Raw genomic sequence first — 22,196 nt, forward strand, 5'->3', positions numbered from 1 at the left:
TGAAACCGGTTTCACTCGAATCTCGGCGAGTGTCCCACAAGCGGCCGGGAATTTCAAGAGGAGGGTTGGGTCAGGCCAGGAGCGCAGACTTCAATGCGGCGACTTTTTCGCTGCTTGTCTGGCGGCGGGCGCCGGAATCGAAGCCGAAAGCCAGAACCTGCGGCGACGCTGAAGGCAGCGCATCCGAGCATGATGCGTGGACGTCGGTCAGTGGCAGTTGCGCGCGCAGCACGCGCACATTGTCCGCGTTGATGCCTGCGCCGGGCATGATGGTGATGCGTCCGGCGGCGGCGGCGAAGCAGCGCTGCAGGCCGTCAATGCCTCGCGGCGCGCTCTTGGCGCCGCCGGAGGTCAGGATGCGCTCGAAACCCATAGCGACGGCCAGTTTCGTCGCTTCGGCCAGATCCGGGCACAGGTCAATGGCCCGGTGCAGTGTCCAGCGCAGCCCGTGATCGGCAGCGCGGCCGACCAGGCGTTCCAGCGTGCGCCAGTCCAGCTGGCCGTCCCGCAGCGAGGCGCCAAGCACCACGCCTTGCAGGCCGGCGGCGCCGACCGCGTCGATCTCGGCCAGCATCAGCTGGGTTTCAGCGTCGTCGAAGCAGAAGTCGCCGCCGCGCGGGCGAATCATTGCCACCACCGGCACCGGGCTGGCCGAAGCCGCGTGCAACAGGCCGGTGGTCGGCGTCAGGCCACCGATTTCCAGCGCGCTGCATAGTTCGATGCGATCGGCGCCGCCGGCAAATGCGGCGGCCAGCCCGTGCACGTTGTCGACGCAGACTTCTAGCGTGATCTTCTTATCCATGCGTGATTCCCAGTTTCTCAAGTCCCAGCCAGGCCGCGCCGATCAGTCCCGGTTCCGTGCCGGCCTGGCCGGGCACGATGATCGGAGCATCGGTCTTGCGCAGGATGGCGGCGCGAACCGCCTCGTCAAGCCGCGCAATCAACGGAGCGCTGTTGGCCAGACCGCCGCCGACCGGCAGGATCGAGGCGCCGATGGTATTGACCAGCATGGCCAGCGGGCCGCTGAGCAGATCGATGAAACACGCGATGGTGCGTTCGGCATCGGCATCGCCGGCCTGCCAGGCTGCGATGATCTCGCGGCTGTCCTTTTGCGTTTCGTTTAACGCGACGTGCAGGCGTTCGAGACCTCGCGCGCCGCCGACCGTGTCCAGGCAGCCGGCTTGGCCGCAGCCGCACTGGAAGCGCGGGATGGCCTGCGGCGGCGTGCCGGCAAACTGCGCGGCGACCGGGCCATGGCCCCATTCGCCGGCGAAGCCGCCCGGGCCGCCGATCAGCCGTCCGCCGATCACGAGGCCACCGCCGACGCCGGTGCCCAGGATCAGGCCGAACACGTTGGTGTGGCCGCGTCCGGCGCCGGCCTGGGCTTCGGCAAGGGCGAAGCTGTCGGCGTCGTTGATGATCCACACGGGCAGGCCGAAAGCGGAGCTCAAGTCGCTGGCCAGCGCGCGGCCATCGATGCACGGGATGTTGGCGCATTTGATGCGGCCGTCCGCTGGGTCGACAACGCCGGCGATCGAGATGGCGACGCCGCGCGACGGGCCGCCGGAATCGATCAGCGCTTGCATTGAATGAGTAAAAGCGGCGAAGTCGTGGGTAGGCGTTGGCACCCGGTGCAGCTCGCCGATCCGGCCTCCAGCCGTCGCCACGGCGCATTTGATGGCGCTGCCGCCGATATCGAAACAGGTAATCATGGCGCGCATCATAAAGGCGAAAGCTGTTTTGATGCCAGACGTCGATTCGCATAATTTGTATTATGTCAAATTAGAAATGAAGGGCCGCTGCCCTTGCGAGGCCGGAAAACGCTTTAATGCATGAGGCGCGCGCCAATTAAGCGATGATCGGTGTAGCGTCCTGAAAACGCTGTCGTTAAAAAAGCTCCGCAGTTCCCTCAAAACCCTGATGAGACGAGGTTGATCATGACTGACAAAAAAGCAGAAAGTATCGTCCAGGACTTCGGTTCGCTGGCACCTGTCCGCATCGGTCTAAGTGCCGAGGTCCGTGCAAAGAGCGTGCGCGCCCTGAATCGTCTGCTGGCCCATACCATGGCCATGCGCGACTCGTACAAGAAAGCCCACTGGCAAACCGCCGGCGCTACCTTCTACGAGCTTCATCTACTCTTTGACAAGCACTACGGCGAGCAAGCGGCGCTGATGGATTCGATCGCGGAACGCATCCAGACCTTGGGCGGCGTGACCATTGCGCTTCCAGGTGATGTGGTCAGCGAATCGTCGATCGCCCGTGCTCCGCGCGGACGCGAATCGGCGCGCGCCCAATTGGATCGCCTCGCCAATGGCCACGAGACTGTCCTGCTGGACGCCCGCCCGCTGGCGCGTGAAGCCAGCGATGCCGGCGATGACGGTACGAACGACCTGATCGTCAGCGAAGTCGTCCGCACCAATGAGCTGCAATGCTGGTTCATCGTCCAGCATTTGTCGCGCCACTCGGAGCTTGGAGACCTTCCGTCAGCCGATCCTTCGGCCTGATATCGCCGCAGGGGCATGCCGCCACAGAGCGGCAGCCCCTCGTTTGATCATTGCGAATTAAAGCTTCTGAAAATAGCGCTGATCGATGTAGCACCAGCCCCACGTTTCACCAGGCTCGATTGAACGGATGATCGGGTGCTTGGTCTCATGAAAATGCTGGCGCGCGTGCTTGTTTTTTGAATCGTCACAGCACCCGACATGGCCGCACGTAAGGCACAAACGCAGATGAACCCAGGTGTCGCCCATACGCAAGCATTCCTCACAACCCGTCGAATTGGGAGTGTGGGTCAAAATCTGGTCCAGATGTGTGCAAGTGGCTGACATTTGCTCCTCCGGTTTTATGGCAAGCGCTTAGGAACCAGTACATTCCCTTGCAACGCAAATGTCAAGACGGTGCCTTGCAGCTGACAGGCCGGCCTCCAGCGAGTTCGTTCAGATAGAGTTCAAGATGGCTGTATCCGGTCCTCTTATCAATGGCCGGACCATCGGAAGCGTCGTGCGGATCCAGGCCATGGCTGCGTTCCCAGTCGTCAGGAATCCCGTCGCCATCCGTGTCCTTGGGCGCAATGCCTTTGATCTGCGCGGGTAATCCACCGACCTCGGTCTCATCCTTGATGAATTTACCGGCCGCGCCGAAACTGAGCAATTCGTCGATCAGGTGCTGGTCGACGGCATCCCGGCACATATTGTGGCCTGCATTCGCGGCGACCAGTTGGACGAGATCCGCTGTTGACTCGACGTGCACCGCGATGTCGGGCTTCAAGGTCGGCTGCGCGATCACATGCGCGCCCGCGCGATCGAATTCGTCGGCAACGACCGGCCGGCCATCGAGTTTGCCATTCCGCTCGCCATCGTAGAAATTTCCCTGCGCGTAGATATGGTCGGTCTTAGCGAACTGGCCGATGAAATTCTGATTGGACTCCGGCCCGGCAATGAAGTAATTGCCGATAAGGTCAGCATAATGATCGCTGGCGCTATGGCCGCCGACGTAGCCGGTCACGCCCCAGTTATACACCACGTTGTTGACGTACTGGATATGGCCTTTGCCTTTGGGGTTGCGGCTCTTGTTGTCGATCCAGAGGTTGTGGCTGAGCGTGAGATAGTCGCTCTCGCACAGGCAGCCGAAGCGCTGCGGCACAATCCCCTGCCCTATGATCGAATTCTGGATCGTGGAATAGGTATTGCCGTTGGTCTGGATGTTGTCCCAGCGTCCCCATTCGATAGACACGTGATCGACCATCACCTTGCTGGCATTGGCCAGGGCGAGCGAACTGCTTCCCTTCGATTCCGCAATACCTCCGCGAAAGCGCATGTATCGGATGATGATGTTGTGCGCGTCCGTCATCGAGACCTTCGCGTCGGCGATGGTAATCCCGCTGCCGGGCGCCGTCTGGCCGGCGATGGTCAGGTCGCTCGCCAGCCGGAGATTCGATTTGAGGTGGATGACGCCCGCGGTGTTGAATACGACGGTGGCGCCATCGTGGCTAACGGCCTGGCGGAACGAACCTGGTCCATCATCATCCAGGTTCGTCACCACGACAGCGGGTTTGCCACGTCCGCCGCTGGCCAGCGCGCCGAAGCCTTCCGCGCCGGGAAAAGCCACGGTTTGTGCGAATGTAGGTCCGTGCGCGGCGCACAGGAGAGCAATAAGCAGGCAGCGCGAGTGTGCATACAACTTCAAGATCGATTTCCTCCAAAGGATAAGATGAGCGCCGGCTCTTCGTCCGGCATCGCCCTATTGATTAGGACGAGCCGGATCGATCCTTCCTCAGGATTTTTCGATCAAACCGCAGCGTGTTTCAATAAGCCGCAGTGAATCGGCTACGCGAATGCTGTTCCTGCTCGGCCTCGTTCAACATGGCGACCGCATAGTCCTCCACCGAGATCCGGCTTTCACCTTTCGCATCCACCAGCATCTGGTCCCGGCCAAGGCGGAATTTTCCGGTGCGTTCGCCAGGCACCAGGTAAGCCGCCGGGCTGAGCATGCTCCAGTTGAGCTCTTGTTCCTGACGCAGCAGGTTCAGCGCCTCGCGCGCACCGAGCGCGCTCTGTTTCCATTCAGCCGGGAATTCCGGCGTGTCGACGGCTTGCACGCCGGGCGCCACTTCCAGGCTGCCCGCGCCGCCCACCACCAGCAAACGTTTTACGTGTGCCTGCTTTGCGGCGGCGATGATGGACTTGATGCCCCGCACGTAGTAGTCATACGTCTGATCGCCTTGGGCATGACCACTGAAGGCGGTGATGACGACGTCCTGGCCCTGGAGCTGTGACGCCAACGCAGCGGTGTCGAGCACATCGGTTTTTTCAGCACGCGCTGTCGAGCCGGCGGGAATGCGTTCCGGGCGCGAAACGAGCGCGGTCACTTCGTGTTTGCGGGCCAGTGCTTCCGCCAGCAGTTTCGAGCCCACATAGCCGGTGGCGCCGATGATTGCGATTTTCATGTCAATTCCTTGGTGAGTGGAGATGCACCATTCTGACCTGTCCGGTTATTGCGATAAATGGTAGAGTCCGCAAATGATTAATTCGAATTTCCAATCAATCGATGGCAATTCCCGGCCACATCAATCTCAATGACCTGCTGGTCTTCAGTGCAGTGGCGGACATGGGCGGCTTTACCGCGGCTGCCGAGCGGCTGAACGTCGCGCCGGCCAAAGTGAGTCTGGAAATTGCGCGGCTGGAGGCACAACTTGGTGTCGCCCTGTTCTCGCGCACCACCCGCAAAGTGGCGCTGACGGAGGCGGGTGAATCCTTGCACCAGCAGTCCAAGCCGCTGCTTGAACAACTCCAGGCCGCCGTCGACGGACTTCATGTGAGCCCGGACCAGTTGACCGGCACCTTGCGCGTGACCGCCCCGGTGGACCACGCGGTCCAGATGCTGGCCCCCGCCCTCGCCCGTTTCGCCGTCTTGCACCCGAAATTGCAGATCGACCTGCGCACCAGCGACCGTATCTCGGACCTGGTGGCGGAGGGCATCGATGTCGCAATCCGCATGGGCTGGCTGCGCGATTCATCCCAACGCGCCGTGAAGCTCGGGGAATTCCAGCAATACCTGGTGGCGTCGCCGGACTATCTGCGGCGCGCCGGCACACCGCAATCTCCGCTGGATCTTGCCAGCCACGACTGGGTCGCGCTGACCTTGCTGCGCACGCCCCTGACCTGGACCTTCAGCTCGAACGAGGGCGAGGAGCGAACGGTGCACCTCAAGGCGCGCATGAAGGCCGACTCGGCGTCCTCGCTACGCGCGCTGGTCCTGCATGGCGCGGGACTCACCGTGCTGGACCAGTTCAGCAGCGCGCCCGAGCTGGCCGCAGGCCGCCTGGTGCGGCTGCTTCCCGACTGGCAAGCGGCCACGGGCGGGCTGTATGCCGTGTTCCCGCCGGGCCGTCATGTGGCGCCGAAAGCACGCGCCTTCGTCCGCTTCTACCAAGAATTTCTGGCTCAGCAGCAGTCTGCCTAGTCTGATCTTCCGCCAATGCCTGCGCACTTTAATTGAACTGTCATGATGGGTTCATGTTCTTTTGCTTACACTAGCTCTGCAAGCTTAACAGCGGAGACCGTTTGACCTCCTCCCGCAGGGATTAGCGAGACGCCGGCTGCCGGTCTTTCTCCCATACTCGATGGAGGAATTCATGCGCTTCGTTTCCCACCGCGTCTTGTTTCTGGCGGCCTGTGCCGCATCCCTGCTACCCTTCACCGCCCACGCCACCAGCGATAACGCCGCGATGGCCGGCGCTGAAGTCTCCGCAGCCATTACCCACGACCATTTGCCCAGCCTGCGTGGGCTGATGCCCAAGCCGGACGACTTTAGCGGCAGCAAGCATGTCAAGGAATGGAAGAAGATTCCCCTGATCGACGCTCCAGGCTTCGTGCAGGATGCGGTGGCGCAGACCGCACCGGTGACGGGCGGCGCATCGACGATCGCCGGCCTGGGATTCGACGGCGTGGGCAACGGCTTCACCGGCCCGCAAGGCACCTATACCGTCGATTCGGCCCCGCCGGACACCAACGGCGCCGTCGGCGCAACCCAGTACGTACAGTGGGTCAACGAAGCCTTCGCCGTGTTCGACAAGACGACCGGCAAGGTGGTGTATGGCCCGGTTGCCGGCAACACGCTGTGGACCGGCTTCGGCGGCCCCTGCGAGACGCACAATGACGGCGACCCGATCGTGAAGTACGACCGCATCGCCAACCGCTGGGTGATGACGCAGTTCGCGTTGCCGTCGGGCGGCCCCTATTATCAATGCGTCGCGGTCTCGCAGACCTCGGACGCGACCGGCGCCTGGAATCGCTACGCCTTCCAATACACCAACTTCCCGGATTATCCGAAAGCCGGCGTCTGGCCCGACGCCTACTACGTCACGTTCAACATGTTCAAAGGAAACTCGTTCGCGGGTGCGCGCCTGTGCGCCTACGACCGCAACAGCATGCTGAACGGCGCCCCGGCAACCCAGCAGTGCTTCCAGCTGTCGACCAGCTACGGCGGCGTGCTCCCGGCCGATCTCGATGGGGCCACGTTGCCGTCGGCGGGCTCTCCCAACTACATGCTGAGCAAAGGCAGCTCCTCGCTGAACTTCTGGAAGATGCACGTTGACTGGGCGAACCCGGCCAATTCCACCTTGAGTGCGGCGGCCTCGGTCCCGGTCGCGGCCTTCAATGCCGCTTGCGGCGGCGGCTCTTGCGTTCCGCAGGCCGGCACGTCCGAGCAACTGGACTCGCTGGCCGACCGCCTGATGTATCGCCTGGCCTACCGCAATTTCGGGACCTACGAGTCGCTGGTGGTCAACCATTCGGTCGCCGTCGGCGCCTCGCGCAAGAATACCTACGCCGCCGTGCGCTGGTATGAGCTGCGCAACCTGTCGGCCAACACGCCGACCGTGTACCAGCAATCCACGTTTGCGCCGGACTCGACGTTCCGCTGGATGGGCAGCATCGCGATGGACAAGATGGGCAATATCGCGCTCGGCTACAGCACCTCGAGCTCGTCGCTGCACCCGGGTATCCGCTTTGCCACGCGCCTGAAGACCGATCAGCTCAATACGCTGTCGAACGAGACCGTGATGCTTCAGGGGACTGGTTCACAGCTGAACAACCTGAACCGTTGGGGCGATTACTCGGCCATGGCGCTCGACCCGGTCGATGACTGCACGTTCTGGTACACCAATGAATACCTGCAAGCGAACGGGACCTTCAACTGGAGCACGCGAATCGCATCGTTCAAGATTGCTGGTTGCCAGTAGTTGACGTCTGCTTGCCGTCCGCGGTGCCCGCCCTCCCGGCACCGCCCCCCTTTCCGGGATTTCGCCGCGGCCCCTGCGGCCTGCCACACGGCTGAGGTAGAATCACCGCCTGCTCTCGCGTCGTGTGGCGCAATTTTTCTGGAACAAGTAGACTTCCCCCACGAGTCTGCGGATGCCAGCCGGGGTTTGTCATGCTTTCGACCGAACAGACGTTAGCGCGCCGACGATGGAGTCTTGCGTCCGCCTACGCGATCACCGTGGTGGTGATTATCGCCAGCGGCGTCATCGCCCTGCTCAACGCCCGCACGCAGGAACAGACCGCCCACGCCGTAATGCGTGCCAACCAAGTGCTGGCGCGCCTGACTGAAATCGAAACCAGCATGGCCGATGCGGAAACCGCCGAGCGCGGCTACCTGCTGACCGGCGACGACTCCTTTCTCGAACCCTACCATGCAGCAACCGGCAGCGGCCCGGTGGCCTACATCCGGCGTCCCTCGATCGACAAGCTGCTGGCGGATACCCATGCCCTGCCGCCCGCCACCCCGGCCGAGGCCGAAATGCTGCAGCGGGTCGAGACCCTTGCCCACGCCAAGCTCGACGATATGGCGGCGACGATCGAGCTGCGCCGCTTCGGCCACCTGGACGAGGCCGTGTCCACGATGCGCGAAGACCGCGGCAAGCGCATCATGGACGCTCTGCGGATCGCCTTGACCAATTTGCGCGCCGAGGAGCGCCGCCAGCTCAATGCAAGCGAGCAAAAGCACCAGAAAGCGGCACGCCAGGCGCTGTGGTCGAACACGCTGGCTTGCTGCCTCGCGCTGATCACGCTCGCAGTGTTGTTCGCGACCTCACGCCGGGCCCAGAACGCCCTGGTGCGCCAGCATGAAGCGTTTGAAATGCTGGCCGATAACATCAGTCAGCACGCCTGGACCCTCTCGCCGGAAGGCAAGTTCCAGTGGTTCAATCGCCGCTGGTACCAGTACACCGGGCTGGACCGCGCAAGCGATCTCGGCGAACAGTGGCGGACCGCAAACAGCCATCCGTCCCATCACGAGCGGGTCGAGGCCGGCCTGCGCCATGCGGTCGAGACCGGTTCGCCGTGGGAAGATATTTTCCCCTTGCGGGCGGCCGACGGCAGTTTCCAGTGGTTCCTCGTCCGCGCCCTGCCGATCCTCGATGCGGAGGGCAAGGTGCGGCACTGGTTCGGCACCGATACCAATATCGACAAGCGCCTGCGACTTGAGCAGGAGCTGAAGGAAGGCAATCGCCGCAAGGACGAATTCATCGCCACGCTGGCGCACGAGTTGCGCAATCCGCTCGCCCCGATCCAGGCCGGCCTCGAACTGATGAAGCTGAATCCGGCGTTTCCGCCGCCGCTGGTGCGCACGCGCGACATCATGAGCCGCCAGCTGGCGCACCTGGTGCGGCTGATCGACGACCTGCTGGACGTGTCGCGCATCAGTTCGGGCAAGCTCGACCTGCAGCTGGCCGCCGTGCCCCTGCGCGACGTCATCGAAAGCGCGCTCGAGACCAGCCGCCCGCACATCGAGGCCTCCGGGCACCGCCTGGACGTGTCGTTGCCGGCCGAGCCGCTGCTGGTCAATGGCGACCTGGTCCGGCTGGCACAGGTGGTCGGCAACCTCCTGAACAATGGGGCGAAGTACACGCCGGACGGTGGCGCCGTGGGTATCTCGGCCCAGCGTGAAGACAAGGAGGCAGTGATTCGGGTCAGCGACAACGGGATCGGCATCGACCGCGAGATGCTGCCGCACATCTTCGACCTGTTCTCGCAGGCGCCGACCGCACGCGACCGCCGCAAGGGCGGCATCGGCGTGGGCTTGTCGATCGCGCGGCAACTGGTCCAGATGCATGGCGGCAGCTTGTCCGCCGAGAGTCCCGGCATTGGATACGGCAGCACCTTCACGATCCGCCTGCCGCTGGTGGACTGGGACGGCGGAGCGGGGCCACAGGAGGACATGGCTACCCCACTGGCGGATGTGAAGCGGGTGCTGATCCTGGACGACAACGAGGACGCCGCCCTGACCCTCGGCACATTGCTGGAGATGGCGGGCCACACGGTGGCGCTTGCGCACACCGGACGCGAGGCGATCGAACTGGCCACCCGCATGAGCCCTGACATCGCCTTCCTGGACATCGGCCTCCCCGACATGAGCGGCTACGACGTCGCGCGCGCCCTCCGCGCCAATCCCGCGCTGGACAATCTCCGGCTGGTCGCCTTGACCGGCTGGGGCGCGCCGCGTGACCGCGAGCAAGGCCGTGAAGCGGGCTTCGAGCATCACCTGACCAAGCCGGTGACGCTCGGGGCGATCGGTGCGATCCTGCCGGATCTTGCGTTGCCGGAACGGCAGGACCGGGTCTGAAGCGCGAAGCGGCGCACCTGTATGCTGGCCGGCAAGGCCGCGCCATCGAATCGGATTTCCTGCCAAGATGAATGGGGCACCGGCACCGCTGCCACGCGCGCAGGGCCAGTCGATTCGATCAGACAGGAGCGCTACGATGAGCATGACCGTCAAGAACACAACACCCGATACGCCGATGGTCACCCTGTTCGGCGAACTGCGCGACGGCAGCTTTGTCGCCAAGATCATGCGCGAAGATGCCGTGCCCTATGGCCACCGCTGGAGCGACGAAATCGACCAGGCGATGGTCTATATCGTGCCCAACGACGAACAACTGCACGCCATCCTTGCGGCGCTGAATGAACGTCGCTTGCCTTTCGGTGAGCTGCAGAATTACGGTTCCTCCGCCGGCGGCACTTCGGAGCTGCCCGTGTGATGGCGCGCCCAGTGGCGCAGGACGGAGACGTAGAGGCAAACGTTCACCAGCAGGACGAATGCTGCCAGCAGGTGCTGCGTGTTACGGGTCAGCCATTCAGGATAAATCGCGGCGAGCAGGTAATGTTCGACGAACCCTTCACTGTATCCAGCCTCGCCGCCGCGGATGCGCAGCCAGTTCTCGAGGTAAGTCAGCGGGCACGCGATGCCGCCCGCCTCGACCCAGAATCCCCACACGGCAGCCGGCAGGTGCACGGCGATCACCCAGCGCCGGCGCAAGGCCAGCACCGCACCGGCGACGACAAACACCATGAAACCAAAGTGAAGCAGCAGCACTCCCGCCGCTGCAATGCGGTATTCCATGTCTGGCTGGCGAAATGGAAAACACCAGTCTATCAGTGTGGCGCTGGCGAATGTGCTGGCGGTGTCCTCGCCAGCGGTGCGCACACGACTGAGCGGGATCAAGGGCGCCGCGTCTCGGCACTCTATTGTCGTAGCCTCGATCGGCGAGACGCGCCAGAGGCTGCACACAGAGGAGAACGAACATGCTGGCCGTAATCAGCACTTTGCGGACTTTGGCGTCCGCGTTTTTTCTTGTCGGGCTCGCCGGCGTTGGGGCTCCGGCCTTGGCGCAATCCGACAGCAAGCCTGCACATGCCGCCGGCGGCAGCAATGCAGCAACAGCGCAAAAGCACGTGAGCGAGGCCGCCGGCGTGGTGCGCCGCATGACCAGTGATCCCGGTCTCAGCCAGGAGCTGGCGCAGGCGAAAGGCGTCTATATCCTCCCGCGGTACGGGCGTGCCGCGCTGGGGCTCGGTGCTTCCGGTGGCGCGGGCGTATTCCTCGCTCACTTGCCCGACGGGTCATGGAGCCAACCGGCATTCTTCAACACGGGCGGAATCAGCATCGGCCTGCAAGCCGGCGCGGAAGGTGGTCCGATCACGCTCATCATGCGCAATGACAAGGCCGTCAGTGCCTTCCGTGAAAAGAACAGTTTCAACTTGAGTGCGGATCTCGGCATCACGGTCGTCAAGTGGAGTCGTGAGGCGGCCGGACAGGCTGGCATGAGCGATGTGATCGCGTGGAGCGGCTCCGAAGGACTGTTCGGCAATGTGGCCACGCTTGCGATCAACGATGTGCACTTCAACCAGAAGGCCACGCAGGCCTACTACGGCAAGGCCGCAACGGCGCAGGACGTCTTGTCGGGCAAGGTCAGCAATCCGCAGTCGGACGCCTTGAGGCAGGCGCTGTCCAGCGCGGGCGCTTACAAGCCCTAGCGTACTGCGCCGGCCGCCACGTTCCAGCCGAAAACTGCCCGTCAGTGGGCGGTTGCTGAGGTGACGCGGGCGCGTTGGCCGCCCGGGCCGCTCATCTTGCGGCATTCGGCGGCGCAACGCCGGCATGCTGCCGCGCAGTCCTGGCAGTGCTGCATTGAATGTTTTGCGCATTCGTCGGCGCACATGTCGCAGACCTCAGCGCAGGCATTGCAAATTGCTTCAGCGGCTTCGCTGCTGCGCGTCATCGCGCCCACCGCCAGTCGGCATAATTGTGCGCAGTCGATATCGAGACCGATGCAACGGGTCATCGCCTTGACGTCATCCTCGCGCAGGCAGGCCGCGACGCAGGTGTCGCAAGCTTCCGCGCAATCGGTGCAGGCTTCGATACAGGACGCGTACGGGTTGTCATTCATGGGATCTCCGCTTTCTGAATTTGTCTTCGATGGGAACACGGGCGAACGCGCAACGGGCGCCACTATGCGTTATGACGCCGGGCGAACGCCGCAGCCGGATTGGTGGCGCTGAGCTTGCTTCGATGGTCCGGCGGGAACCTGGTCCGGGTACGGCATGGAAGGCGGCACCACCGCAGCCACCGGCACTTCCCCGAATGCGGCCTCGGTCTGGCGGGACGGCGGCGGGTTGGTGCTGGCGGCGCGCCCCGTTTCGCAAGAGCAGTCGTCAGCGCATGATTTGCGCGGCTTGGCCGGGACGCAACGCGGGCGCGTCACGCGGACGCGCGGCATGCCGCGACCACTTGATCCTTGAGCCGAATGGGGCCGGGCGTCAGGAGCTGCCAGCACCTGGCCTGCCGGGCAGGCGTTCTCGGAGGCGTGCGCTGGAAGTGCCAGTGCCATCGTGGCGGCCAGCACAGCACAAGGTAATAAGAGATGAGTCATGCCCTGACCGTAGCACAGGAGCAGATGCACAGGCCACACGATTCAGGCGGATTTCGCACCTGCTGGACAAGGGACATCGTCCTACGCGCGCATGCATCGCGCGCCGACTGCCGGGACCGGCCAGCCGGGCGCATAATGGGCCTCGTCAACGCGCGGGAGGGATCATGAAATCAGATCAAGGCGAAGGCAGCACCGGAAATTCCCCACACAGCTCTGCCAGCACGACGAGTAGCGTCGGACACCGCACCAGCGGCGAGGCCGGATCGACGCTGACCCATGAGTCGATGGCCGAGACAGGTGGCAGCGGCGGCAGTGGAATGACAGACGACAACGCTTGTTTGCCGCAAGAAGGCGATACCGAGGCGCAGACCGCCGACCCGCATCGCGCGCCGACACGCGAAAACACGGCGGATTCAGGAGCGAGGGGATTTCAGGATACGCGGAGCGAACAGGCTGGCGGGACGGGGACAGGCTTGGGCACGCCGGAGACTGGAGCCAACCAGAACGAAGAGGACCTCGAGGCTGGAAGGCGCGAGTAAGGTCCACCAACTCCAGCCCTTACTCCTGACTTGTCGTTTCAGGCAATGCCGGAAACGATTTTCACCATGGACAGGGTGCGCCGGCACGAAATCTCATCGGCCGCGGGCCGGCAAGCTCGGCATGGGTCCCCGCCTGCGCGGGGACGACGTGGTTTTGTTAGTTAACAAGGATCGAGCGCTGCTTCGGCTTCAAGGGGTGCGGCGGCCAGGCGGCGCCACGCTATCCACGATACCACTGCGTTGATCCAGAACCCGGCGTAGAGCAAGGCCGTCAGTTGCAGGCCGCGGCTGTAGTACAGCGGCGCGGCGATCGTATTCACCAGCACCCAGAACGCCCAGTTTTCCACGCGGCGCTGCATCATCATGATCTGCCCGATGACACTGAACACGAGGACTGCGGAATCGAACAGTGGCGCGTAGGCGTCGGTGTAGTGATGCAACAAAGCCGCGTAGCCCGCGGTCGCCAGGAGGCCGATCGGTACGGTCCACAGGATGCTGGCCAGGCTGGCATGGGTCACCGGCAGGTTAGCGCCTGCGTCGCCGCCGCGCAGCCACTTCCACCAGCCAAGGATGCTGGTGGCGATGAAGAACACCTGCAGCACCACGTCCGCATACAGCTTGCTGCTGGCGAACACGATCGCAAACAGGCCGCAGCCAACGATCCCGGTCCACCAGGTATGCATGCTGTTCCGTCCCGCGAGGACGATCGCGAGTGCCGTGAAGGCGTTGGCCGCCACTTCCAGTGTCGTCATTCCGCCCTGCCCTGCCTTGCCAGCATCATGTCCCGCTCCCAGCGATCGAAGGGGACACTCTACCTAGCCGGGAACCTTTCCGCAAGCAACGCTGGTGGCGAGGGCTTCGTCAGAGCGAGATCTTCCCGTGCTCGCCAGGATCGGTCTCGGGACGTTCGCCCGTCATCGCCGCTTTCGCGTAATGAAACAGCCTGACCATCTTGCTCTCGTCCGAATCCCAGTACTCGGCCGCGCGCGGCTCGACACGCACCAGGACCGCGTGCTCATCTTCCGGTCCGGCTGGGAACCAGGCTTGCACCATGGTGTTCCACATAGCGTGGATCAGCGCACGGTCCACCACCCTGAACCCCTCGCCGCTGATGGAGACGAACAGATTGTCGTCCGGCTGCGTGAAGCTCAGGTTGACCTGTGGCGTTGCCGCGATGTTCTCCCACAAGCCGGTCAGGGTCGAGGTGTAGAACCAGATGCCGCTATCGTCGGTCTTCTGCACCGTCATCGGTTGGCTGACCAGGTGGCCGTTGGCGTCGATGGTCGTGAACATGGCAAAGCGAATCGGGCGGATGCGGTCGGCCAGTTCGGCCAGATGCGCGGAGTTGGTCATGCTGCTATCTCCTTGGTGGAAGGATTCCATCGTATTCCCGGCGCACCGGGCACACAGTGCGCGAGCGAACACTGGCGCCTTTGCTCCGGCGACGCGCCAAAGCGGGCGCTATGCCGACCGCACCCGCGCAGGCTCATATCGTCCGGGGGCAATCACACCCGCCGGATCGAGCGCCGTCTTGATCGTCGCCACCGTTTTCCAAAAGACGTCGTCGCCCGGATCGAGCTCTCGCATCGAGTGGTTCCCGACCCGGTAGGGGATGTAGCCCGCCTCCATCATTCGCGCGAACACTTCGCGGTAACAGGCCTGCGCGCGCGCCAGCTCGTCCGGGTCCTCCTTATCGTAGGCCACAGTGAGCACGCCGCCCAGGGCGCGTTCGGTGATCATGCTGAAGGTCGCAAACAAGTCGAACCGGTGGCGCCGAAACACCGGTTCCGCCAACCCGTGCACAGCCAGCAGATCCGCGCCGCGCATCGGCAGCACAGGCGAAATCCACATGAGCCCGCAATTGTCGCGCGCCGGATCGGCATTCGTGGGAAAACCGTCCGGCATGCCGCTGCGCCGGCGCCAGTAGGCCCCGGCCAGGAAGCGCCCGTTCGGCTCGCCCCGGTTGATCGCAAGCAGTGCCTCGCCTAGCGCCACCCGGGCACGCAAGCGGCGAGCGGTCGACGCCGGTCCGAGCAGACGGGCGATGTGCGCCGCTACCTTCAGCTTGCCAGCCGTAATGAAGGTCGGGCGCACCCCAATGCGCGCCAACGCGCGCCGCAGCGCCGCCCTGGCGGCCGCTACCTGCCGCGCTGTACCGTACAGCGCCCCGGACGCGGTCCACGGCCGGATCCCGCCCTCATCGCACATTGATCTTCGCAAGTCATCGGGCAAGCATGAGCCGTCCGCGACCAGGTCGCGCGGGAAGTGCCGACCACCCGACAGCACGCGCAAATCGTTGCCGATATGGACGATGCTGCGCAGCGTTCCGTCGAGCCGTAGCGGACGCAGCGCATCGACGAGGGCGGCGACATCCCCATGACGCGACACGCTGCATAGGAAATGGTTCACGCACGCCGCCTGGGGCATCAGCCACAATCCGATGCGTGTCACGATGCCAAAGTTCGACTGGGTGAACAAGCCATCAAGGAATGGTCCCACGCCATACGGAAACACATGCCGGGCGCGCGCATTGGGAAAGTGACCGAATCCTGTTTCGAGCACTTCGCCGCTGGCCAGCACTACCTGCATCCCGGCGACATGCTGCAAGCGGTTTCCGTACGGCGAATGGCCAAAGCCCCGCTCGAGGATATTCCCGACAAAGCTGGTATCCGGTCCGGCGCCAGTACAGTCGCACCAAAGCCCCGTTCCTTGGTCGCGCAGGAAGTCCGACAGCTGCTGCTGCGTGACCCCGGGCTCGATAACCGCGTACGCCAGCTCGCGGTCGACCTCGATGATGCGGTTCATGCGCGACAGGTCGAGCAGGACCTGACCCGATGCAGGCGCGCAGGCGTCGCCGTAGCCCCAGTTGCGCCCGGTGCTCACCGGATAGATCGGGACCCGGTGGCGCGAAGCCAGCCGCGCCAGCGCCGCGACCTCGCCAGTGGTGCCGGGCCGGACCACGGCGAGGGGCGCCACGGGCCGGGACGCGGTGCTCATCGCGTAACGCGCGAGCGTCGCCGCGTCGGTGAGGAGGTTGGCATGGCCGGCCACGTGGGCAATCTGCGCAAGGAGTGACGGCAGCTCGTCGATGGTACTGGCTGCCGCCCTCATGCCGCGCTCCCCTGCGCACACGAGCCCGCGAGCCTGCCGACGATCGCCGCCTCCTCGCGCTGCGCAAAAAAGTACGGGTAGAAGGACTTCGCCGCACTGCCTTGGTCCAGCTGGCCGCCCCATCGTCGGATCTGCTCGCCCATGTATTCCAGTGGCAGCCGTAGCAAGACTGCCGGGGCGCCCACCCGTGCGCAGGCGAGTTCGGCGCCGAGGTCGGCAAAGCCAAGCATCCGTTTGTAGAAGGCCACGTGGCGCGGATTCACCTCGATCACGTAATCCGAGTATCCATGCAGATGATGGGCGTGGATGTACGAAACGTGGATCAGTGCCGCGAAGACCCGCTTCGGCAGCCCAGGGTCGATCGCCAGCCGTGAAGGCTCGCACAGCCGCCTTCCCTGGCGCCGCAGCTGGTCCAGCCGGTCCTTGTAAAGTTCATCCGCCGGCAGGGTGCCATGCAGGTCGAACCAGAGGCTCATCGTTCCGAGCAGCGCGCCGTTCGCTTCGGCAAACAGCGTCATCATGTTCGCCGCGTTGGCCGCGCCGCTGTCTAGTGCGTAGCCGCGCCACGCATACATCTTGTGGATCAGTGCGCCGGCCGCCGCGTGGCATTCAGCCGAGCTGGCGATACGGATATTGATTGCGCACGCGTTGGCATGGGCTACTTCCGCCATGGCTGCGGCGGCTTGAAACGAAACGATCGGGGGCGGCTCAACCAGCATGTCGACTTCCTCCTTTGGGTGGCTTGATGTCAGCTCAGACTGATCCTCTGGCTGCCCAGTTCCGGCAAGAATGGCGTTCCGTTTGCCGTCTGGATATGCGTCAAGCACGCGGAAAATTTGCCGCAAGAAGTGCGTGCTTGCGGCGCGCCTTTGATCGGCGTCAAGCGCGCGACCAAGTCCCACAATGTGCCGATTGCGCGGCCATATAATCGTCGCTCAGCCATCCGCGGCTGAGGGCCAGCACACGGAGAGCACATGCCCGATACCGTCCACCAGCCGCCCCTCGTCGTCCACCTCGTCAACCAGCTGGAACCCGCCAACACCGGCAATGGACTGGTCAGCCTGATCGCGCACATGCCGCCGGAACGCTACCGCCATGCCATCGTCTGCCTGCACGACAGCACGGACACGCAGGCAGCCGGGCGCGAGCGCGGCGTCGACATCATCCGGCTGCACCAATCCGGTAACGGCCTCAGCCACGATCTGCTGCTGTACAAGGCCTTGCGCGCGCTGCAGCCCGACGTGGTTCACACACGCAACCTGAGCGGCCTGCGCGGGCAGATGATCGCGGCGCTGGCCGGAGTCAAGCTGCGCGTGCATGCCGAGCACGGCCGCGAGCGGGCCGAGGGCCTGCGCCCCGGCCACCGCTGGCTGCGCCGCCTGCTGCGGCCCCTCGTTGGCCATTTCGTCGCGGTCAGTCCGGAGCTCGAGCACTGGCTTATTGAACAGGTCGGCGCCGAGCCGGCGCGCGTGTCGCACATCTCCAATGGCGTGGACAGCGTGCAGTTTCATCCGCGCCTCGGCCCGCCGGCCGCCATCGGGCCCGACGGCTTCATGCATGACAGCGCATTTGTCATCGGCAGCATCGGCCAGATGGATGCCGCCCACAGCCACTCGACGCTGGTCGAGGCCTTCCTGCGCCTGATCGCCTCGCCCCACGCGGCGCATCAGAAGCTCAGGCTGATGATCATTGGCGACGGCCCCTGCCGCGCCGAGTGCCAGTCCATGCTCAACCGCGCCGGCGCCGCGCACCGTGCGTGGCTACCGGGGGATCGCAGCGATATCCCGCAGCTGTTGCGGGCCATGGACCTGTTCGTGCTGCCGTCGCTTTCTGCCACCGGATCCGCCACGCTGCTGGAGGCAATGGCGACCGGCCTGCCGGTGGTCGCCACCGACATCGCCGCCCACACGGGACTGGTCCATCCGGGCTTCACCGGCATCCTCGTGCCGTCGCTCTCGCCGGACCTGATGGCGGCCGCGATCGCGGACTATTGCCGCATTCCGGAGATGGGCGCGCGCCACGGCGCGCGTGCGCGCAGCCAGGTCATCGCCCGCCACAGCCTTCCCGCGATGGCGCGCAGCTACCTGGCGGTGTACGACGGGCTCACCCGCCAGCGTGAGGCCGCCGTCCGCAAGCCGGCCTGAGCCGCGCTAACCCCTGATCTCCTCGGCGCTGCGAACATGGGCCGCGATGGCCGGCGCTGCCGACTTGCGCTCGGCGAACCACAGCTCCAGCATCATCAGCAGCCACACCATGCGCCCGTGCCGATGCGGATCCTCCGCCAGCCGGCGCGACATGAGCTGGTCGGCAAAGGACGCGCGGATGATCCCGCGCCGCCGCAATGCCGACAGGTTGTCGAAGGCCAGCGCCTTGAGCCTGGCGTTACCCAGCAACCAGCGTCCGATGGGCGGAGTCAGCCCGCAGCCGTGAGCTCGCGCGACCCGCCGCGGCAGGACGGACTGCAGCGCGGACGCGAACAGCGCGTCCGGGCCCGCCACTTTGCACGCCGGATCGAGCCGGGCGGCGAACGCCACCATCGCATCGTCCAGCCACGGGAATTGCGCGCCCACGCCGGCCATGTCGAGCGCGCGGTCCAGTGCCGGCAGCGCGCGCTCGCCGACCCGGTACAAGAGGTCCAGCGCGAGCATCCGGTTGACCGGATCGCGCGCCTGGGTAAGCCACCAGGCCTGCTCAAGGCTGGCCGGCGGCGCGGTCGGGTCGACCAGCATCAGGAAGTCGCGCGCGAACACTTCATCGGCCGGGTAGCGGCTCAATAGCTGGAGCCGATGCAGCCTGGCCGGCACCGGCATCATCGACTGCCGCACGAATTCGCGCGCCGCCGCCAGCGGGCCGTGCCGCACCCGCCGCGCCAGCTGGAACAGCAGCGGCTCGATCAGCAGCTGGCGCAGGGCGGACGGCAGGCGCTCATAGCGGGCGAAGCGCAGTTGCCGGGTGTAGCAGGCGCGCCTGCCGAACAGTTCGGCGGCGCCGACGCCGGACAGCAGGCGCTGGGCGCCGCTCTCGCGGGCCAGCAGCGCGCAATGGTAAGCCGCCAGCGCCGCCGGGTCGCCACAAGGCTGGTCGCAGGCAGCCGCGAGCCGCACGATGGCATCGGCGGCATCGGCCGGCCCGATGACGCGTTCGTGATGCGCCGTGCCGATCAGGCGCGCCGCCTGGTGGACCTGGTCGAGCCCGGCGCGGCCGCTGTCGCCAAAACCCACCGCATAGGTGCGCACCCGCTCGCTGCCGATGCGTTGCGCGATGGCCGCCAGCGCCGCGCTGGCCGGGCCGCCGCCGAGCATCACCCCGGTGCGCTGCTGTCCAAGGCAGGCTTCGACCGCGTGCTTCGCCGTATCCACCAACTCGTGCTTCAGATCCGGGCGCACGGGCGGTTGCCGTTCCTGGAAGCGCAGCCGCCAGTAACGCCCGCGGTCGAGCCGCCCCGACTGCTGGATGTGAATGTACTCGCCCGGCGCGAGACGCTTGTGCCCGCGATAGATCGAGCCCGGCACCGCATGGAAGTACAGGTAGTTGTACAGGGCCTGCGGATCCACCTCGCGGCCCGCCCCGGGATGCAGCACCAGCGCATCGACCGAGCTGGCGAACACCAGCGTGTGACCGACCAGCTGGTAATACAGCGGCCGGGTCGCGCAGCGATCCACCGCCAGCAGTGTCGCCGCGCCGTTCATCGATCAAGGCGAAGGCGAACCGCCCGGCCAGCCCGGCGCAGGCCTGGGCCCCATGCGCCCGCCACAAGCGCGCCAGCGCATCGACGCGCTCGCCCCAGTGCGCGATCAGCAAGCCGTCCTCGTGATACAGGCTGCCCGCGTCCAGCCCGCCCGCGAGCGCCACCGCGCCCAGGCTGTGGGCGCCGGTGCGCAGTGGCGCCTGGCTGAAGCGGATCAGGGGCGCCGCCATTTGCGCGATCGGCAGGGCCGACGGTTCACGCGAGAACCAGCCGCACAGGCCGCTCATTGCGCCCACCTCGAATTTCTTCGGTTCATCTTCCCTCCAGAAATGCTTGAGGCAAAGAAACATGATTGGGAAAAAGCTTGGAACGATCATTGCGACCGCTCAAAAAACTGCTCCGGGATACGCTTGCGGCCCGTCAAAGCGGGCCCATGGTGCGGGAGTCTAATCAGACAAAAGCATGATCGTTCACCTGAATCGTGCAGGAGACGCAAGCGCCATGAATGCACCGCTGCTGTCCACGCCGCGCGTGGAACCATTTTTCTTCGATGCCGAACCGGGCACCCGCTTTTCGGTCTACCATGCGCCCAACCCGCATGTGCAGCCGCGCGGCGCCATTCTTTATGTGCACCCGTTCGCCGAAGAGCTCAACAAGACCAGGCGCCTGGCCTCGCTGCAGTCGCGCGCCTTCGCGGCGCTCGGCTTCGCGGTGCTGCAGTTCGACCTGTTCGGCTGCGGCGACAGCTGCGGCGACTTTTACTCGGGCCGCTGGGAGCTGTGGAAGTCCGACCTGTCCATCGCCGCAGCCTGGCTGGCCGAACGCGCGGGCGGTGGCCCCTTGCACCTGTGGGGCGTGCGCCTGGGCGGCCTGCTCGCCCTCGACTGCGCACGCGAACTGCGCCCTGCCGGCCTCATCCTGTGGCAGCCATTCACCAGCGGGCGCAACTGCATCAACCAGTTCCTGCGCCTGCGGCTGGAAACGCAGCCGGAGGACGGCGCCCGCAGCACGGCCGCGCTGCGCGCGCGGCTGGCGGTCCACGGCCATATCGAGGTAGGCGGCTATGAAGTGGCCATCCCGCTGGTCAAGGCCATCGACGAGTGCGAGGCCGACCAGCTGCGCCTGCCGCCCTGCACGGTGCACTGGTTTGCCGATCCGGCGCCGGCCCCGGCCCGCGTCACCGCCAACGTCGCGCGGCTGGCCGCGGTCTGGGCGCGCGACGGCGTGCAGGTGCACTTCCATCCGGTGGCCGGTCCGGCTTCGTGGAACGCGCCGGCGGTCACCGAATGTCCGGCCCTGCTGGAGGCGACCAGCGCGGTGTTCCGGAGCGATCCATGAATATCGAGCAGCGCGCGTTGCGCTTCGGCTGCGCCGGCAGCAGCCTGGTCGGCGTGGTCGACGTGCCCGAGCGGCCCCTCGCGCGCGGCGTGCTGCTGTTGGCGGACAGCGAGCAATACCGGGTGGGCGGCCATCGCCAGTTCACCCTGCTCTCGCGCATGCTGGCCCCGCGCGGCGTGCCGGTCATGCGCTTTGACCGCCGTGGCATGGGCGATGCCGACGGCGAGCCGCGCGCCTTCGACGCCATCGAAGACGACGTCCGGGCCGCGATGAAAGAATTTTTCATTCAGCTGCCCGAAATGAAAGAATCTGTCATTCTCGGCCTGGGCGACGCGGCACTGGCGGCAGCCCTGTACGCGCCGCTCGATCCGCGCGTCTGCGCCGTCGTGCTGCTCAATCCCCTGCCCGGCTGCGAAGCCGGCGATGGGCCAGTGCTGCACCATCACTACCTGGCCCAGCTGGGCGAGGTGTCATTCTGGCGCAAGGTCGGCCGCAGCAGCCCCAACGGCCCGCTGCGCCGCAGCCTCCAGGCCGCCGCCGGCGTGGAGCGCACCGCACTGCCGCGCCGCATCGCCGACAGCCTGGCCCACTTCGGCGGACGCTCGATGCTGGTGCTCGGGGGCGAAGACCTCGCGGCGCGCCACTTCGCGCAGGTGCTGCTGCGCCACCACCCAGCCCTGCGCAGCGTCGAAGTGGCCCAGGCCAACCACGAATTCGCCAGCAAAGCCTGGCGCGCATCCGTCGCCCAGGCAACCGCCAGCTGGATCACGTCCTGGTAGGCCGGCGCCGCAACCGATCAGCCAGCTGATCG

The 22,196-nt window shown here is 65.3% G+C and carries 22 protein-coding genes; 10 read left to right on the plus strand and 12 right to left on the minus strand.

Annotated elements, in window-relative coordinates; translation table 11 throughout:
• Positions 1–70: 70 nt before the first annotated feature.
• Both NX778_RS05105 and NX778_RS05110 read right to left on the minus strand, forming a co-directional pair.
• Positions 71–802, minus strand: coding sequence for a copper homeostasis protein CutC (locus NX778_RS05105; protein WP_258810583.1), 732 nt, complete (start codon positions 800–802; stop codon positions 71–73).
• Complete coding sequence (locus tag NX778_RS05110) at positions 795–1,712, minus strand: ROK family protein (protein WP_258810584.1); 918 nt, start codon at positions 1,710–1,712, stop codon at positions 795–797. Before NX778_RS05110 ends, NX778_RS05105 begins: the two co-directional genes overlap by 8 nt.
• 225 nt (positions 1,713–1,937) lie before the next feature.
• Here NX778_RS05110 and NX778_RS05115 point away from each other — a divergent pair, with 225 nt between their 5' ends.
• Positions 1,938–2,504 carry a Dps family protein gene (locus tag NX778_RS05115; RefSeq protein WP_258810585.1) on the plus strand — a complete coding sequence of 189 codons (567 nt, stop codon included), beginning with the start codon at positions 1,938–1,940 and terminating at the stop codon, positions 2,502–2,504.
• A 57-nt stretch (positions 2,505–2,561) separates the two neighbouring features.
• Here NX778_RS05115 and NX778_RS05120 read toward each other — a convergent pair whose 3' ends face one another.
• From NX778_RS05120 to NX778_RS05130, 3 genes are all read right to left on the minus strand, one after another.
• Complete coding sequence (locus NX778_RS05120; protein WP_258810586.1) at positions 2,562–2,828, minus strand: ubiquitin carboxyl-terminal hydrolase 14; 267 nt, start codon at positions 2,826–2,828, stop codon at positions 2,562–2,564.
• A 61-nt stretch (positions 2,829–2,889) separates the two neighbouring features.
• Positions 2,890–4,185 (minus strand): hypothetical protein, encoded by a 1,296-nt coding sequence (locus NX778_RS05125; protein ID WP_258810587.1) that lies wholly within the window; start codon positions 4,183–4,185, stop codon positions 2,890–2,892.
• A gap of 118 nt (positions 4,186–4,303) precedes the next feature.
• Positions 4,304–4,945: an NAD(P)-dependent oxidoreductase gene (locus NX778_RS05130; protein ID WP_258810588.1), complete on the minus strand. Its 642-nt coding sequence runs from the start codon at positions 4,943–4,945 to the stop codon at positions 4,304–4,306.
• Positions 4,946–5,046: 101 nt separating this feature from the next.
• On the opposite strand from NX778_RS05130, the gene NX778_RS05135 reads away from it, so the two are divergent.
• The 4 genes from NX778_RS05135 to NX778_RS05150 all read left to right on the plus strand — a co-directional run bounded on the left by NX778_RS05135 (position 5,047) and on the right by NX778_RS05150 (position 10,537).
• Positions 5,047–5,961 carry a LysR family transcriptional regulator gene (locus NX778_RS05135; protein WP_258810589.1) on the plus strand — a complete coding sequence of 305 codons (915 nt, stop codon included), beginning with the start codon at positions 5,047–5,049 and terminating at the stop codon, positions 5,959–5,961.
• Between the two features lie 172 nt (positions 5,962–6,133).
• On the plus strand, positions 6,134–7,741 hold the full coding sequence (locus NX778_RS05140) for a hypothetical protein (protein WP_258810590.1): 1,608 nt from the start codon (positions 6,134–6,136) through the stop codon (positions 7,739–7,741).
• A gap of 191 nt (positions 7,742–7,932) precedes the next feature.
• Positions 7,933–10,122 carry a hybrid sensor histidine kinase/response regulator gene (locus tag NX778_RS05145; protein WP_258810591.1) on the plus strand — a complete coding sequence of 730 codons (2,190 nt, stop codon included), beginning with the start codon at positions 7,933–7,935 and terminating at the stop codon, positions 10,120–10,122.
• Positions 10,123–10,258: 136 nt separating this feature from the next.
• Entirely contained in the window at positions 10,259–10,537 is a 279-nt protein-coding gene (locus NX778_RS05150; RefSeq protein ID WP_258810592.1) for a hypothetical protein, read from the plus strand.
• Here the strand turns inward: NX778_RS05150 and NX778_RS05155 are convergent.
• Entirely contained in the window at positions 10,495–11,001 is a 507-nt protein-coding gene (locus NX778_RS05155; RefSeq protein ID WP_307727907.1) for a DUF2784 domain-containing protein, read from the minus strand. The genes NX778_RS05150 and NX778_RS05155 overlap by 43 nt on opposite strands.
• A gap of 80 nt (positions 11,002–11,081) precedes the next feature.
• On the opposite strand from NX778_RS05155, the gene NX778_RS05160 reads away from it, so the two are divergent.
• Entirely contained in the window at positions 11,082–11,813 is a 732-nt protein-coding gene (locus NX778_RS05160; protein ID WP_258810593.1) for a lipid-binding SYLF domain-containing protein, read from the plus strand.
• 41 nt (positions 11,814–11,854) lie between these two features.
• Here the strand turns inward: NX778_RS05160 and NX778_RS05165 are convergent, their stop codons facing one another.
• Positions 11,855–12,226, minus strand: coding sequence for a four-helix bundle copper-binding protein (locus NX778_RS05165; protein WP_258810594.1), 372 nt, complete (start codon positions 12,224–12,226; stop codon positions 11,855–11,857).
• A 647-nt stretch (positions 12,227–12,873) separates the two neighbouring features.
• Between NX778_RS05165 and NX778_RS05170 the strand changes: the two genes are divergently transcribed.
• Entirely contained in the window at positions 12,874–13,248 is a 375-nt protein-coding gene (locus tag NX778_RS05170; RefSeq protein ID WP_258810595.1) for a hypothetical protein, read from the plus strand.
• Between the two features lie 161 nt (positions 13,249–13,409).
• On the opposite strand, the gene pnuC is transcribed toward NX778_RS05170, so the two are convergent.
• The 4 genes from pnuC to NX778_RS05190 form a co-directional block, all read right to left on the minus strand.
• Positions 13,410–14,000, minus strand: coding sequence for a nicotinamide riboside transporter PnuC (gene pnuC / locus NX778_RS05175; protein WP_258810596.1), 591 nt, complete (start codon positions 13,998–14,000; stop codon positions 13,410–13,412).
• A gap of 109 nt (positions 14,001–14,109) precedes the next feature.
• Positions 14,110–14,601 (minus strand): pyridoxamine 5'-phosphate oxidase family protein, encoded by a 492-nt coding sequence (locus NX778_RS05180; RefSeq protein WP_258810597.1) that lies wholly within the window; start codon positions 14,599–14,601, stop codon positions 14,110–14,112.
• Positions 14,602–14,709: 108 nt separating this feature from the next.
• Complete coding sequence (locus tag NX778_RS05185) at positions 14,710–16,359, minus strand: FAD-binding oxidoreductase (protein WP_258810598.1); 1,650 nt, start codon at positions 16,357–16,359, stop codon at positions 14,710–14,712.
• Positions 16,356–17,078, minus strand: coding sequence for an N-acyl amino acid synthase FeeM domain-containing protein (locus tag NX778_RS05190; RefSeq protein ID WP_258810599.1), 723 nt, complete (start codon positions 17,076–17,078; stop codon positions 16,356–16,358). The genes NX778_RS05185 and NX778_RS05190 overlap by 4 nt, the downstream gene beginning before the upstream one ends.
• 255 nt (positions 17,079–17,333) lie before the next feature.
• Here NX778_RS05190 and NX778_RS05195 point away from each other — a divergent pair, with 255 nt between their 5' ends.
• Positions 17,334–18,503, plus strand: a complete 1,170-nt coding sequence (locus NX778_RS05195) for a glycosyltransferase (RefSeq protein ID WP_258810600.1) — start codon at positions 17,334–17,336, stop codon at positions 18,501–18,503.
• 6 nt (positions 18,504–18,509) lie between these two features.
• Here the strand turns inward: NX778_RS05195 and NX778_RS05200 are convergent, their stop codons facing one another.
• Complete coding sequence (locus NX778_RS05200) at positions 18,510–20,048, minus strand: asparagine synthase-related protein (protein WP_258810601.1); 1,539 nt, start codon at positions 20,046–20,048, stop codon at positions 18,510–18,512.
• A 500-nt stretch (positions 20,049–20,548) separates the two neighbouring features.
• On the opposite strand from NX778_RS05200, the gene NX778_RS05205 reads away from it, so the two are divergent.
• The gene (locus NX778_RS05205; protein WP_258810602.1) at positions 20,549–21,385 is read left to right on the plus strand and encodes a hydrolase 2, exosortase A system-associated; all 837 of its coding nucleotides are present in this window, start codon (positions 20,549–20,551) and stop codon (positions 21,383–21,385) included.
• Positions 21,382–22,164 carry a hydrolase 1, exosortase A system-associated gene (locus NX778_RS05210; protein WP_258810603.1) on the plus strand — a complete coding sequence of 261 codons (783 nt, stop codon included), beginning with the start codon at positions 21,382–21,384 and terminating at the stop codon, positions 22,162–22,164. The genes NX778_RS05205 and NX778_RS05210 overlap by 4 nt, the downstream gene beginning before the upstream one ends.
• Positions 22,165–22,196: the final 32 nt, after the last annotated feature.

This window comes from Massilia terrae (assembly GCF_024753145.1).
GTDB lineage: Bacteria > Pseudomonadota > Gammaproteobacteria > Burkholderiales > Burkholderiaceae_D > Telluria > Telluria terrae.

Excerpts from the sequence above, each read along its gene's own strand:
- NX778_RS05105 (WP_258810583.1), bottom strand. The coding sequence starts at position 802 with ATGGATAAGAAGATCACGCTAGAAGTCTGCGTCGACAACGTGCACGGG.
- NX778_RS05110 (WP_258810584.1), bottom strand. The coding sequence starts at position 1,712 with ATGATTACCTGTTTCGATATCGGCGGCAGCGCCATCAAATGCGCCGTG.
- NX778_RS05115 (WP_258810585.1), top strand. The coding sequence starts at position 1,938 with ATGACTGACAAAAAAGCAGAAAGTATCGTCCAGGACTTCGGTTCGCTG.
- NX778_RS05120 (WP_258810586.1), bottom strand. The coding sequence starts at position 2,828 with ATGTCAGCCACTTGCACACATCTGGACCAGATTTTGACCCACACTCCC.
- NX778_RS05130 (WP_258810588.1), bottom strand. The coding sequence starts at position 4,945 with ATGAAAATCGCAATCATCGGCGCCACCGGCTATGTGGGCTCGAAACTG.
- NX778_RS05135 (WP_258810589.1), top strand. The coding sequence starts at position 5,047 with ATGGCAATTCCCGGCCACATCAATCTCAATGACCTGCTGGTCTTCAGT.
- NX778_RS05140 (WP_258810590.1), top strand. The coding sequence starts at position 6,134 with ATGCGCTTCGTTTCCCACCGCGTCTTGTTTCTGGCGGCCTGTGCCGCA.
- NX778_RS05145 (WP_258810591.1), top strand. The coding sequence starts at position 7,933 with ATGCTTTCGACCGAACAGACGTTAGCGCGCCGACGATGGAGTCTTGCG.
- NX778_RS05150 (WP_258810592.1), top strand. The coding sequence starts at position 10,259 with ATGAGCATGACCGTCAAGAACACAACACCCGATACGCCGATGGTCACC.
- NX778_RS05160 (WP_258810593.1), top strand. The coding sequence starts at position 11,082 with ATGCTGGCCGTAATCAGCACTTTGCGGACTTTGGCGTCCGCGTTTTTT.
- NX778_RS05165 (WP_258810594.1), bottom strand. The coding sequence starts at position 12,226 with ATGAATGACAACCCGTACGCGTCCTGTATCGAAGCCTGCACCGATTGC.
- NX778_RS05170 (WP_258810595.1), top strand. The coding sequence starts at position 12,874 with ATGAAATCAGATCAAGGCGAAGGCAGCACCGGAAATTCCCCACACAGC.
- pnuC (WP_258810596.1), bottom strand. The coding sequence starts at position 14,000 with ATGACGACACTGGAAGTGGCGGCCAACGCCTTCACGGCACTCGCGATC.
- NX778_RS05180 (WP_258810597.1), bottom strand. The coding sequence starts at position 14,601 with ATGACCAACTCCGCGCATCTGGCCGAACTGGCCGACCGCATCCGCCCG.
- NX778_RS05185 (WP_258810598.1), bottom strand. The coding sequence starts at position 16,359 with ATGAGGGCGGCAGCCAGTACCATCGACGAGCTGCCGTCACTCCTTGCG.
- NX778_RS05190 (WP_258810599.1), bottom strand. The coding sequence starts at position 17,078 with ATGCTGGTTGAGCCGCCCCCGATCGTTTCGTTTCAAGCCGCCGCAGCC.
- NX778_RS05195 (WP_258810600.1), top strand. The coding sequence starts at position 17,334 with ATGCCCGATACCGTCCACCAGCCGCCCCTCGTCGTCCACCTCGTCAAC.
- NX778_RS05200 (WP_258810601.1), bottom strand. The coding sequence starts at position 20,048 with ATGAACGGCGCGGCGACACTGCTGGCGGTGGATCGCTGCGCGACCCGG.
- NX778_RS05205 (WP_258810602.1), top strand. The coding sequence starts at position 20,549 with ATGAATGCACCGCTGCTGTCCACGCCGCGCGTGGAACCATTTTTCTTC.
- NX778_RS05210 (WP_258810603.1), top strand. The coding sequence starts at position 21,382 with ATGAATATCGAGCAGCGCGCGTTGCGCTTCGGCTGCGCCGGCAGCAGC.